12 protein-coding genes are annotated in these 12,952 nt (G+C 63.3%); all 12 read right to left on the bottom strand.

Translation table 11 applies throughout. The annotated features are described in order from the left end of the window. Nucleotides 1-1,997: c(7)-type cytochrome triheme domain-containing protein (locus AC6CDK_RS11280; protein ID WP_496639832.1), on the bottom strand; the 1,997-nt coding region annotated here is incomplete at its 3' end. Nucleotides 1,998-2,088: 91 nt separating this feature from the next. Continuing rightward, a complete protein-coding gene (locus AC6CDK_RS11275) occupies nucleotides 2,089-2,475 on the bottom strand; it encodes a response regulator (RefSeq protein WP_039643854.1) in 387 nt (128 codons plus the stop codon). Nucleotides 2,476-2,501: 26 nt separating this feature from the next. After that, complete coding sequence (locus tag AC6CDK_RS11270; RefSeq protein ID WP_039643852.1) at nucleotides 2,502-3,326, bottom strand: GAF domain-containing protein; 825 nt, start codon at nucleotides 3,324-3,326, stop codon at nucleotides 2,502-2,504. Between the two features lie 45 nt (nucleotides 3,327-3,371). Beyond that, nucleotides 3,372-4,487 carry a protein-glutamate methylesterase/protein-glutamine glutaminase gene (locus AC6CDK_RS11265; protein WP_039643850.1) on the bottom strand — a complete coding sequence of 372 codons (1,116 nt, stop codon included), beginning with the start codon at nucleotides 4,485-4,487 and terminating at the stop codon, nucleotides 3,372-3,374. Continuing rightward, complete coding sequence (locus AC6CDK_RS11260) at nucleotides 4,484-5,353, bottom strand: CheR family methyltransferase (RefSeq protein WP_039643848.1); 870 nt, start codon at nucleotides 5,351-5,353, stop codon at nucleotides 4,484-4,486. Before AC6CDK_RS11260 ends, AC6CDK_RS11265 begins: the two co-directional genes overlap by 4 nt. Next, nucleotides 5,353-7,356, bottom strand: coding sequence for a HEAT repeat domain-containing protein (locus AC6CDK_RS11255; RefSeq protein ID WP_192905443.1), 2,004 nt, complete (start codon nucleotides 7,354-7,356; stop codon nucleotides 5,353-5,355). The genes AC6CDK_RS11260 and AC6CDK_RS11255 overlap by 1 nt, the downstream gene beginning before the upstream one ends. A gap of 27 nt (nucleotides 7,357-7,383) precedes the next feature. Further along, nucleotides 7,384-8,337, bottom strand: coding sequence for a response regulator (locus AC6CDK_RS11250; protein WP_039643844.1), 954 nt, complete (start codon nucleotides 8,335-8,337; stop codon nucleotides 7,384-7,386). Further along, complete coding sequence (locus tag AC6CDK_RS11245) at nucleotides 8,337-8,813, bottom strand: chemotaxis protein CheW (RefSeq protein WP_039643842.1); 477 nt, start codon at nucleotides 8,811-8,813, stop codon at nucleotides 8,337-8,339. Before AC6CDK_RS11245 ends, AC6CDK_RS11250 begins: the two co-directional genes overlap by 1 nt. Nucleotides 8,814-8,867: 54 nt before the next feature. Continuing rightward, nucleotides 8,868-9,239: a response regulator transcription factor gene (locus tag AC6CDK_RS11240; RefSeq protein WP_039643840.1), complete on the bottom strand. Its 372-nt coding sequence runs from the start codon at nucleotides 9,237-9,239 to the stop codon at nucleotides 8,868-8,870. A 19-nt stretch (nucleotides 9,240-9,258) separates the two neighbouring features. Beyond that, nucleotides 9,259-10,017: a chemotaxis protein CheW gene (locus AC6CDK_RS11235; protein ID WP_192905442.1), complete on the bottom strand. Its 759-nt coding sequence runs from the start codon at nucleotides 10,015-10,017 to the stop codon at nucleotides 9,259-9,261. Between the two features lie 56 nt (nucleotides 10,018-10,073). After that, nucleotides 10,074-10,877: an ExeA family protein gene (locus tag AC6CDK_RS11230; RefSeq protein ID WP_039643836.1), complete on the bottom strand. Its 804-nt coding sequence runs from the start codon at nucleotides 10,875-10,877 to the stop codon at nucleotides 10,074-10,076. Next, on the bottom strand, nucleotides 10,878-12,944 hold the full coding sequence (locus tag AC6CDK_RS11225; RefSeq protein ID WP_192905441.1) for a chemotaxis protein CheA: 2,067 nt from the start codon (nucleotides 12,942-12,944) through the stop codon (nucleotides 10,878-10,880). Nucleotides 12,945-12,952 lie beyond the last annotated feature (8 nt).

The raw sequence follows: 12,952 nt of genomic DNA, 5'->3' as shown, positions 1-12,952 counted from the left end.
CCGGCGACGACGATCCTGCCGTGGCAGTCACTGCAGGCGTATCCCTTGGCGGTGTGGCTGCGGTGGCTGAACAGAACGCTCCCCACGTCGGCGGGGAGATCATACTTGATCCCCTTGGTGGCGGGATGGCACCTGTCGCAGCCCGCGGTGACGGGAAACGCGGCCGATCCGTCGTGGCAGGCGCCGCAGGAAGCCCCCCTCTCCATCTCCGCCATGGTAACGCGACGGTTGTCGGAACCGGGCCGGTAGAGGGCATCGTGGCAATCGCCGCAACCATGGACCTTGAGATGGACGTCATGGCTGAAACGGGCGCCGGACGGCGTGAAGGGGATGTCTTTGACCGGGTGGCATCTGGTGCAGTTCTCTCTGACGGTGAAGGCGGCCGATCCGTCATGGCAGGCGCCGCAGGACTCGCCCTTCTCCATGGCGGCCATGGTGACGCGCCGGGCAGTGGCACCGGCGCCAACGATAGCATTGTGGCAGTCGCCGCAGGAATAGAGCGCCGTATGGACGCTGTGGCTGAAACGGGTTATGCCGGTCTGCTTCACGGGGATGGCCACCTCCACGGTTTCCCGGTGGCACGTGCCGCACTCCCCGCGGACCGAGAAGGCGGATGTGCCGTCATGGCAGGCGCCGCAGGAATTCCCCTGCGCCATCTGGGGCATGGTCCACCGGCGATTGCCGGGACCGGCCCGGAACAGATCGTTGTGACAGTCGCCGCAGGTGTTGGCCTCCAGATGTTTCACATGGGGAAAATACGAATTGGCCGCCATGTTCACGTCGCGCAGGGGGTGGCATCTGCTGCAGCTTGCCGCTGACGTGGCCGGGAAGGCGCTTGTGCCGTCGTGGCAGGCGCCGCAGGACAAGCCCTTGCCCATGTCGGCCATGGTGGCGCCCACACGGGCCGCACCGGTGGTGAAAATGCCGTTGTGGCAGTCGCTGCAGCCATACATCTGCCGGTGCGCGTCGTGACTGAAGACCACGCTCCCCGCCACGGCCGTCCTGAAGCTGACGTCCCGGGTCTTCAGGTGACAGCGGTCACAGGCGCCGGTCACGCCGAAAACGGTCTTGTCCTCGTGGCAGACGCCGCAGGAGTGCCCCTGCTCCATCTCCTTCATGGTGTAGCGCCTGCTGGCGGCTCCGCCGATGAAGATGCCGCTGTGGCAACTGTCGCAGTTGAGGAGCTTCGTGTGGAGCTTGTGGCTGAACATGGCGTCGTGGGCGGCGAAGGACACCTCCTTCACATTGGCGTGGCACCGGTCGCAATCCCCCTTGACCGAGAAGGCGGTATTGCCGTTGTGGCACCCTCCGCATGATTTTTGAGTCTCCATCTCCTGCATGGTATAGCGCCGGCTGTCAGGGCCGGCCGTGAAGAGCCTCCCGTGGCATTCGCCGCAGCCGTAGCCGGCTGTCAGATGGAAGGCGTGGCTGAACGTTGCCGATGCCGCAAAGGGGATGTCACGAACCACATGGCAGCGGGTGCAGTCCCCCTTGACCGAAAAGGCAGTGCTGCCGTCATGGCAGGCGCCGCACGATTTCCCCTGCTCCATGGCCTTCATGGATACGTTGGGGTTGTCGGTGGCCGCCCTGAAGACGGCGTTGTGACAGTCGGCGCATCCATAGGCCCCGAGCCCCAGATGGAAGGCATGGCTGAAGACCACGGCGCCGAAGCTGGGGATGTCGATGGGGACCTCTCTGGTCACATGGCAGCGGGTGCACGCCGGCAGGCCAAAGGCGCGCTTGCCGTTGTGGCAGGCGCCGCACGACGCCCCCTGCTCCATGGCTTTCATGGTCACCGGCGCTGCCTTGTCGCCGATCGTGAAGAGCGTGTTGTGACAGAGGGTGCAGTTGTTGCCCAGGGCCTTGAGGTGGACCGGGTGGCTGAAGGCGACCGTACCCGCGGTCTCGGTGGCAAAGGTGACGATCTTGTAGTCACGGGCAAAGAGAATGACGGGAAGAAGCAGAAGCACTATGGCAGGAACAAGCAGGCGTTTCACGGGAGCTCCCGGGCACGTGAGGAGTGGACGCGCGGACAATCCGTCGATAATTCATCATGTTCCCGGATTGCTGTGCGCGGACTCCCGTAGGTCATGAGTTCGGGGATATCCCTAGCAATTCTCTTGCCACCGACAGGACCTTGCCGGCCTGGATCGGTTTGGTAATGTAGGCGTTTGCCCCCAGGGCAAGGGCCCGCTCCCGGTCCTCGGCAGCCCCCTCGGTGGTGATGATGGCAATGGGCAGATGGTGGTGGGAGGGATCGCTGCGCACGAGGCTCACCAGCTTGAGACCGTCCATGACCGGCATGTTGATGTCGGTGAAGATGAGGTCGATGGCATGGGCCGAGAGTTTCTTGAGACCATCCACCCCATCGGACGCCTCCACGATGGATAGCCCCGGAATCCGCTTCAGGGCAAAGGTGATCAGTTGTCGCATGGTCGGTGAATCTTCCACGATCAGTACGGTTTTTTCCGCCATGATGAACTCTCCTCAGGACACAACGGCTACGTGGTCAGCAGATTGATGAAGCCCTGCATGGTAGAGAGCTTGCGCTCGGAATCCGAGTAAATGCGGGAACTGAAAATGGCCGTGGCCGCATGTCCCGCCAGGAGCGTGAACAACTCGTAGTCGACACTGGCGAAGCTCTTTTTCTGGATCAGGAGCTTGTAGATGGCGATGACGCCGATGACGTGCTCCTTGATCTTCAGGGGAATGCAGACCATCGGGTGCGCCAGGTCCCGTTCGTAGGCTTCCGGCCCCTCGGCAAAGTAGTTCTCGCCGGTGCCGGCAGCAGCACCGATGACGCCCTCGCCCAGGCGCACCCGGGGAAGCTCCGCCAACGGGATCCCTTCGGCGGTGACGGCATCCAGGGTGCCGGTCTTCTCATCGACGAGCATCACGGCAAACTCTTCGGCACCGATCAGGTTGATGATAATCTCGGTGATGATCTGGAGCACTTCGCTAAAATCGAGGGTGGAGTGGAGCTGGTAGCTGGCAATGTAGAGATTGGCCAGATTGTTGTTCTCCTCTTCGACCTCCACGTAGCGGGCGGCAAAATCGTTATTCTCCGCCTCTATCTGCCTGATCTGGCTGATGATCTCATCTTTTTCCCGCTCAAGCTCCTCGACCCGGGCGGCAAGCTTACGGTTCTCGGCGGCCAAGTCCGCCGTTATCCCCTCGCCCTTCTGTCCGGCCTCCAGTTGGAGAGTCCGAAACCGGAGACGCTCATTTTCCCGGAGCAGCTCCTGGGTAAACTCGGCCCCCTTCTTGAATGCCTGGAGAAACTCGTCGGCCCGTGCCAGCAGACCCTTTTCCTCTTCCATGGACATGCCACGCTCCTATGCCCCTTCGGCGTTCAGGCGAAGAGGGACCGGTCAATCGACGTCGTTGAGAAGACCGCACCGCTGCATGATCTCGCGTGACATGCGGTCCAGTGACACTATCTTGTCCACCACCCCGGTGGCAATGGCCTCCTTGGGCATGCCGAAGACCACGGCCGTCTCTTCAGCCTCGGCCAGGGCCTGCCCCCCTGCCCGCTTGATGGCAGCAATCCCTTTGCTGCCGTCATTTCCCATACCCGTGAGCACCACGCCCAGTGTCCGCGGACCGAAGACCTCGGCGCAGGAAAGGAGCATGGCATCCACGGACGGTACGTAGCGATCTTCCGTGCCCGGTTTCACGATTCGTGCCAGAATCTCGCTCCCCTGACGCTCGAAAACCATATTGTGCCCGCCAGGGGCGATGAGCACCCGCCCGGCCCGCACCTCGTCGCCGTCCGCGGCTTCGCGTATCTCAAGGGGCGACAGCCGGTTCAGGCGCTCGGCGAATGTCCGCGTGAACCCCGCCGGCATGTGTTGGGACACCACGACCGCCTGGGGGAATACGTCCGGCAGGGAACAGAGAATCCGCTGAAGGGCCGGCGGCCCTCCCGTGGAAGCGCCGATGGCCACCACCTCCAGTCGTCCGGCGGGACGGGGAGCGGCGCTCTCGGTCCGCGCGGCTGCTGCCGCATACGGCACGGTGCCGGGGGCCCTGCGATCAGCCGCGACAGAAGCCCGCTCCAGCTCCCGCTCGCGGCGGACGATGCCTGCCAGGTTCAGGTGGATAACGCTTCGCACCTTGCGGTGGAGGTCCTCGCGAATGGTGAGAATCTCCTCGGATACCCCCTTCGTGGGTTTGGCCACAAAGTCGACCGCTCCCAGTTCCAGGGCCCGGAACACTTTCTCGTCCTCGTTCCGGGAGCTGATGACGATGACAGCGGTGGGCGAGTATTCCATCACGATTCGCAGAAGGGTGAAACCGTCCATCCTGGGCATTTCAAGATCCAGGGTCACCAGGTCCGGTTTCAGGTCGATGATCTTGCGGATCCCCTCCTCGCCGTCGGCGGCATACCCGATCACATCCACCTCGGGCATGCTCTCCAGCATCTTGGTGATGGCGCGGCGGCTGTAGGCCGAATCGTCGATGACCACGACCCTGATCTTTCTCATGGCCGGCCTCCCGGTGGCAGGGGCTTCTGGTAGACCATGTCGTTTTTCAGGTGCTTGAGGGAAAAAGCCGTGGATATGTTCATGAGCGATTCGGAATGGCCGAGCAGCAGGTAGCCTCCGTCTCGCAGGACGCGGTGGAACGAGTCAATCACGGTCTTGCGGGCGGCCTGGTCGAAGTAGATGATGACGTTGCGGCAGAAGATTACGTCCATGCGGCCCAGAAGCGCGATGCGGTTGGTGTCGAGGAGGTTGAGGTGACTGATGGTGACCAGTTCGCGCACCCTGTCGTTGACCCGGAACATGCCGTCCTGGTCGGTGAAGTAGCGGCGGACATAGCCCTCGTCGGTGACCCGGAACGATGACTTGCCGTAGACCCCCTTGCGGGCCTGCTGAATCACACGCTGGCTGATGTCGGTTCCGATGATTTCCACGTGCCAGCCGGCAAAACCTCCCATTTCCAGCAGGAGCATGGCAATGGTGTACGGTTCCTCGCCGCTGGAGCAGCCGGCGCTCCAGATCCGGAGCGTCCGGTCACCGGCCTTGGCCTTGGCGTCTCGGATTTCGGGGATGATCTCCTGGGTGAAGGCCTTGAGCTGGAACGCCTCGCGGAAAAAATAGGTCTCGTTGGTGGTGAGGACATCCATGATGTCCGAGAGTTCCTGGTCCTTCTTCCGATTGTAGCGGAGGAAATGGTAGTAGTCCCGGAACCCCGGCAACTGGTGCAGTTGTACCCTCTTGGCCAGGCGCTTTTCCAGGAGGTAGGCCGAGTCATTGTCAAAGTAGAGACCACAGTGGCTGTAAATGAGGTCCCTGATGAGGCGAAACTCCTCGTCGGACATGGGTATTTCGGGCTCGAAGGTAAACATCAGCGCAGACCGCCGAGCAGGGTTTGGAGTTCATCGCGCACCAGTTCATCCTGCTCTTGCTGGAGGGCGGCAGTCAGGTGCGGCATCGCTTCGCGGCCCAGAAGGCGGGCCATGGCCCTGGCGAAACTGATCCGGACATCCCAGTGGGAATGGCTCAGGAGGCGCTCCCGATAGGTGTTCACCCAGTCGCTGCCGTCGTTCGCCAGCAGATCGATGGCAACCTTGACCACTTCTTCGTCGCCGCTTTCAAGCCCACGCTTCACCAGGTTCGCCGCCCGGCCCCCCTCGATCTCGGCAAGCGTCTCCAGGGCCGTGATCATTACCACCCCGTCGGCCGAATCGATCAGCCGCTCAATGGCGTCAAGGGGCCGTTCCCCGCCGATCCGGCCGAGGCTTCTCAGGGAGGCGCACCGCACCCACGGATCCTCGTCATCCAGAGACAGGATCAACGGCTCCACCGCCTCAGCCCCGCCGATCTCGCCGAGGCCAGAAGCTGCCGCGATCCTCACGTCCGGGTCTTCGTCCACCAGCGCCATCACCAGATTGGAAACGCTCTCGGGGATATGCTGTTCCGCCAGGGCCGAAACGGCGCTGCGCCGCACAAGCGGGTCTTCGTCCTTCATCAGGAGCGCCAGGCGGTCGGCATCGCCCAGGGCGGCGTACAGCCGAACCGCGTCATGCCGCGAGCCGGTGGAGGATGAATCGGCAAGTTTGCGGGCAATGGCCCGCACCCCGGCAGGCTCGGCCGGGGCAAGGCGGATGAGGCCATTGATGGCCCCTTCGCGCACGTCGTGCTCCCGGTCGTCCAGCAAGGCCGCAATGGTCCCCATCAGGGACAGGAGGCCGATCTTCCCGGCCGCCACGGCAGCCGCCCTGCGCATCATTGTCCGGGCGCTTCCCATGGCCTCGCCGAGGAGATCGGCGCACCCGGTGAAGCCGAGCTCGCCCCACACCTGGATGATGATCGACTTTTCCTCGTCATCCGCTGCAGGATAGGCCGCCGCCAGGGCTTCCATGCCCCGCTCGCCCATGGTGCGCAACCCCTGGAGGCAGAGCCTTCTGAGCCGCTCGTCCCGGCACCCCTGCAGCAGAGGCAAGGCGGCGCGGGCATCGCCGATGTACCCGAGAACCCGGATCAGTGCGTCACGCACTCCCTGATCCGTGGTATCCAGGGAACCGAGCAACCCATCGACCACGGCAGAGCCTGCAAGCCGCGCCAGGGCGTCGTCCACGCACCTGGCCGCCTCGGCACCGGCAAGACGGCCCCGCAGACGGATAATGGCGCAGGCCGCCGCCTCCCGCACGGCACGGACACGGTCGCCGAGCCCTTCCACCAGGAGCGGTACCGCTTCGGCATCGCCCACGGCACCGAGGCACTCGATTACCGGCCGCTTCAGAATGCCATCCGATGCGTGGGGAGTGAGAACGTTCACCGGCACCGGTTCGCCGATGCGGGCCAGGGCGCCGAGGATAGAGTAGCTGAACCAGACATCGTTCTTGCCGAGGGCGGCCAGCAGCGGCGCAACAGCGCGCAGATCACCGATCTTGCCGAGGTTCTCCGCGGCAGCCGCCGAAACGTTTGGATCCGGGTCGTCAAGGGCGTCGATCAGGGCGGGAATACTTGACCGGTCGCCGATGGTGCCGAGGATGTCGACCACAAACTTGCGGACATCGCGGTCGTCATCCTTGAGGTGAGCGAGCAGCGCAGGCACCGCCCTGCCAGCCAGCCCTTCGAGCACCTCCACGGCCGAGTTGCGCAGGCCGGCATTGTCCACCGACGCGAGCAGCCCGATTATCCCCTCGATGGTCCCTTTGTCCGGGCACATGCCGAGCAGGAGAGACACGGCCTCTTTGCGCACCCGCCAACTGCCGTCGCCCATGGCAACGAAGAGCAGCTCGCGGGCATCGTCAAGAGAAACGGTCGCGAGGTCGAGCACGGCCCGACGCCTTGTTTCTTCGTCGGACGACTGGAGGTCGGCATTTACGGTTGTTAGAACAGCCACGCATGTGCTCCTTGCGTTGATTGTCAGTTACAGGCCGAGTTCTTTCCTGATCGTGCCGATGAACTCGGCGAACGCCTCATCCAGGTAAGACGTTCCGGCGCGGACGTCGCCGGACACCCTGTTCTCGTAGAGGGCACGCCCTTCGGCCACGTCCTCGGCAAGCAGCTCGAAAAAGGTGCCGTTGCGGACTCCTTCCCGCACGAGATCGCGATTATAGAGGGCAATGTCCGAAACGATGAGCCGGGCAAGCCGGCGGGCCTTGAGATGCTCCCCGGCAAGCGCCGGATCGTCCCCGCCCGGCAGACCGGCCCCGTCATATTCGCCATTGCGGGCTTCCCCGCAAGGCTGCTCCCCGGAGTCCCTGCCGGCATGCCGCTGTTCTCCGGAATCCGCTCCCCCCCTACCCCCTTCGGGATGGGTGCCCCCGCAGTGCGGCGCAGTGCCCGCCAGGAGCCGGTGGACGCGGGCGGGCAGTTCGTCCGGAATATGGTGCTTCTCCAGATAGTCGTCTGCTCCGTGGAGCGATTCGGGAGCACGCTTGTACTTCGCCTTGTCATAAATGGAGGCGATCAGAATGATCTTGATGTCTGCCGTGGCCGGCGAACCCTTTACCGCTTCACAGATTTCGAAAGCGAACATCCCGGGGAGGGCCGCATCGAGAATCGCCACCCGGGGACGATGCTCAAGGATTGCCGCATAGGCGCCGGCACCGTCGGCGGCCTCAAGCACCTGGAACGGCTCGCAGGCCAGAGCCTGCCGGACGGCCGTGCGCAATGCCGGATTTTCATGGGCCACAAGGACCCGCGTCACGGTCTCCGCGACAGAGGACCGGGACGGGACGGGAGCGGACTTTCCCCGCACCCTGAAGACGCTACGGCACGAATTGCACCGCAACGTTACTCCCCCGCCCGGGATCCGTGCTCCGTCAAGCCGATACCGCGCCTGGCAGACAGGACACCCTGCGATGACCACAGCCGCCATCAACGCCCCGTTCCGGCAAGGCCGGCGATGGCCGACGCTTCGCGGCTCGTCAGGATGCGATCGAGATTGACGAGCATGACCAGGGTGTCCCGCACCAGGCAGACGCCGATCAGGTACTCCACGCTGACTCCCTCGATGGAGTGGGGGGGTGGCTTGATATCGCCCGCCTGCACCGTGACCACCTCGGTCACGTCATCAACCACGAGCCCCACCAACTGCCTGCTCACCCCCACCACGAGAAGGCGGGCCTCCTCAAGGGCCACCCGTTCGGGCAATTCGAACCGTTTGCGCAGATCGATGACCGGAATCACCATGCCCCTGAGATTGATGACGCCCTCCACAAAGGCGGGTGCCTTGGGGAGCTTCGTCAGTTTCTGGGGACGGATGATCTCCTTGATCCGCATGATATCGGCAGCAAAGGTGGCTTCGCCGAGGCGGAAACAGGCAAGTTGTATTTCCTGAATGTCGGTTTCCATGCGTATCCTTCGGGAGCGTGGGTCTGATACGTATGCAAAGGGCTCCCGGCAGCGTCAGGCAGCCAGAAGCCCCTGAATGATCTCGATGATCCGGGCCGACTTGAACGGCTTGGTCACGTAGGCGGCAGCACCGGCATCCATCCCTTTCTCGCGGTCTTGGGTGCTTTTCTTGGCAGTGAGCATGACCACCGGGATGTGACGGGTTGACGGGTCGGCCTTGATCAGCCGGCAGACCTCGAAGCCATCCATCCCCGGCAACATGATGTCGAGAATGATCAGGTCGGGAGGGGTGGCTGCAATATAGTCCAGGGCGGCCTTGCCGTCGGTCACCCCCGCCACTGCGTAGCCGCGGGAGGACAGCAGGATGCTTTCAAGTTTGAGCAGACTCTCTTCATCCTCGACGATCAGAATCCTTTTCTTTTCCATCGGCATACCCTCCTGGGCATTACATCAATGCTGAATCGAGCACCTTTTCCAGTTGAAGCAGAATGATTATTCCACCGTCGTGGCGGCCAATGCCGTTGACGAATTCACGATCCATGCCATCGAGCACGGCAGGCGGATGTTCGATGGTTGCGGCCGGGACCTTCACCACCTGGGTAACCTCGTCCACCAGGAGACCGCACAGTCCCTCTCCGTGCTTGACCACGACGATCCGCTCCTTCCCGCGGGCCACGGCTTCGGCCAGGCCGAGACGCTCGCGCAGGATGAACACGGGAATGATGATGCCGCGCAACGACAGAACCCCGGCGACAAACGGCGGTGCATGGGGGACCTCGGTGGTCTCCCGGGGCTTGATGATCTCTTTCAGCTCCATGATATCGATGCCGTAGGTTTCGTCGGCCACCCGGAAGCACAGGACTTCCAGATACGCTTCCGTCTCCCTGGCGGATTCCGTCTCCGTGTCGGAGACAAGGTCTTCCACCAGGGCTGCCCGGCGCCCCTGGAGGATGAGCGCCAGGGGGTCGAGAACGGACGGAGCGGCCGCCGGCGCGAAAACCGGTACCGGAAGGGCACCATCATCGGGAGCGAACACGTCGTCGGACAGCTCCTGGAGCTCCGGCGCCGTCGGCGCTGAAGTCGCGCCGGCAACGAGCCGGTCCGGCTCCTGCCGGGGCTCCCGCCGCAACTCGGCAGCCGGCGCAGCCCCCTCCTGCCGGCGGTCACGCTGGGCCTTTTTACGTATCTCGGCGATATCCATCATATCCGTTTTCCCTCGCCATGCAAGTTACCACGGCTCCCCACGGAAGTTGTGAGCTGTCAGTACAGGTTCGCCTCGTCCCGCAACTCCTCCACCAGAGAGGCGTCGATCCACGCCGCATCCCTGCCGTAACCGACCAGCAGGGCATTGGTTGCCAGTATGTTGATCTTGCGCGGCACGCCGCCCGAAAGCTCATGAATCCGCTGCACCGCATCCGGGGAAAAGAGCCCCGGCGCCCCCCCGGCCACTTCGAGCCTGAAATCGATATACTCCAGGGTCTCGTCGAGGCTGAGGGGCTGAAGGTGGTAGTGAAGCGCAATCCGCTGCCGCAGGGGCTCATGGACCGGGTCGGCCAGGATCTGACGCAGCTCGGGCTGCCCCATGAGGACGACGCTCATGAGGTTCTGGTCGTCCAGTTGGTAGTTGGTGAGAAGTCTGATCTCATCGAACACGTCCCGGTCCGGGACGAGCTGGGCCTCGTCCACCACGATCACCGGGCAGCGCCCCTCGGCATGCAAGAGGTAGAGCGTTTCGGTGAGTTGTTTCAGCAACTCGTCCTTGGCCCCCGCCGGATTGTCGACCCCGAGGCTCCGGGCGATGACCCGCAGAAACTCCAGCGGCGAGAGGCGGGGGTTGAAGATGAAGCAGAAGCGGCACGCCTCGCCCATGGCATCCATGAGCGCCCGGGAAATGGTGGTCTTGCCGCAGCCGATATCGCCGGTCAGCAGGGCCAGTTCCCGCTCCTCAACGGCGTACTGGAGGCGCGCAAGGGCCTCCCGGTGCCCCCGCGACAGGAAGAGGTAGCGCGGGTCAGGGGTCTTGGAAAACGGCTTTTCCCGCAATCCATAGAATTCCCGGTACATTTACCCCCCGCTCCGCAGGGCTTCGCCGATGATCCCCCCCACATCCATGACGAGGATCGTCCTCTGGTCGCCCAGGTCGGCGGCGCCCGATATCCCCTTGTACCCCTTGAACATGTCGCCCAGCGACTTGATGACGATGTCCTGCTGCCCCACCAGGTCGTCCACGATGATGCCCAGGCGTTTTTCGGCCACGCCGACCACCACCACGTAAAAACTGCCGGGCGGGGGGGTCTCGCGCTGGACCCTGAAAAAGCGCTCCAGCCGCACCAGCGGCAGGGTGGTCTCCCGGAGTTGGTACACCTCTTTCCGTTCCACGGTAAGGATTTCCCGCTCCTCCACGATGATCGTCTCAAGCACCGACGTGATCGGAATGGCGTAGGTCCGGTCAGCCGTGAGGACCAGCAGCGCCTTGATGATGGCGAGGGTGATCGGCAGGGTTATGATGATCCGGCTCCCCTTGCCGAATTCGCTTTCGATGTCGACCATGCCCGACACGGCGGCGATGTTGCTCTTCACCACGTCCATGCCGACGCCCCGGCCCGAAAGCTCGCTCACCTTGTCCGCAGTGGAAAAGCCGGGGAGAAAGATGAAGTCGAGGGCGTCCCGGTCGCTCACCCCTTCCAGGGTCTTGATGAGCCCCTTCTCCAGGGCCTTCTGCTTGACCTTCTCGATGTTGAAGCCCCGGCCGTCGTCGGCCACCTCGATGACGACGTGGTTGCCCTTCTGGTAGGAGGAAAGCCGGATCGTTCCCCGTTCGGGCTTGCCGGCGGCACTTCGCTCCCCGGGAGTTTCCAGCCCGTGATCGATGGCATTGCGGATGATGTGGACTATGGGGTCCGAGATATCCTCGATGATCAGCTTGTCCAACTCGGTGTCGGCGCCGAACAGTTTGAGGTCGACCTTTTTATCCTGCTCCCGGGAAACCTTCCGGACGATGCGGGCCATTTTCTCGAACAGTTGCCCCACGGGAATCATCCGGATTTCCATGACCCCCTTCTGGAGCTCGGTCAGCTTGCGGTCGAGCCCCTTGGCGGCCTTGCCCAGCTCGATGGCCAGGGATGAGAACCCCGCCAGCCTCATGCGGGTGGTGATATCAGCGATGGTGGAGTGGGAGAGGACCAGCTCCCCCACGATGTTCATGAGCTCGTCCAGCTTGCCGATATCGACCCTGACCGTGCGGCTCATGCTCTTGGCAGTAAGTTGGTCGTCAACGCCGGCCGGCGCTGCGACGGCCGGTGCCTGCGCCGGCACGGACGGCAGCGAGGACGCCGGCGCGGCTGTGGCGGGAAGGTCAGCGTGCTCTTCCGGCGGGGCAACGGAGCCGTAGCGGACGATGGTGAGCCCGTCTCTGTCGAGCAGTGCGGACAGGCCTTCTTCATCCAAGTCGGTGCCGAAGAGGATGTCGAAGTCTATGAACGACTCGGGTGAAGCGCTGGCGCTCGGCAGCGTACTGACGACCTCCCCCTCTTTTTTGAGCGTGTCGGAGATCTCACCCAGATCCTGGTCAAAGGACATGAGACTGAAGGATGCGTGGATGGAAAAGATGTTCCGCCTCTTTTTCACATTCTCCAGCAGGCGGTGTTCTTCGTACTCCGTCAGGGAGTTGAGAACCTTGTCGGGCATGCCCAGTTCCCTGAGGGGCGAAACCTCCTGGGCTTCCCGGGCCGAGGCGCAGGCGTTGAGCCGGGAGACGGCGTCCTCGATGGCCGCACTGTGCTCCTCGCCGCTGCCGATGCCGCGGATGATTCCAGCCAGCAGCTCCATGGAATCGAACAGCACGTTCATGGTTTCGGGGGTGAGGGGGATCTTGCCGAGCCGCAGAGAGTCGAGCAGGTTCTCCAGATTGTGGGACAGGGACTGGATTTCCGTAAAGCCGAACATCCCCGCCAGCCCCTTGAGGGAGTGGGAGCCGCGGAAAATTGCGTTCAGGAGATCAGGGTCGCATTCACCGCTGTCGGCACAGTCGCCGAGGGTGACCAGGTCGATGCTGAGCTTCTCGACAATCTCTTCGGCCTCGGCCAGAAAATCATCAACGGCCCTGCCTGATGCATCGTGCGTGTTGGTCATGGAACCCT

This window comes from Geobacter sp. PheSNFMC, assembly GCF_059620965.1.
The sequence above is the reverse complement of the archived record's forward strand: the minus strand, read 5'-3'. Positions and strand labels throughout refer to the sequence as shown.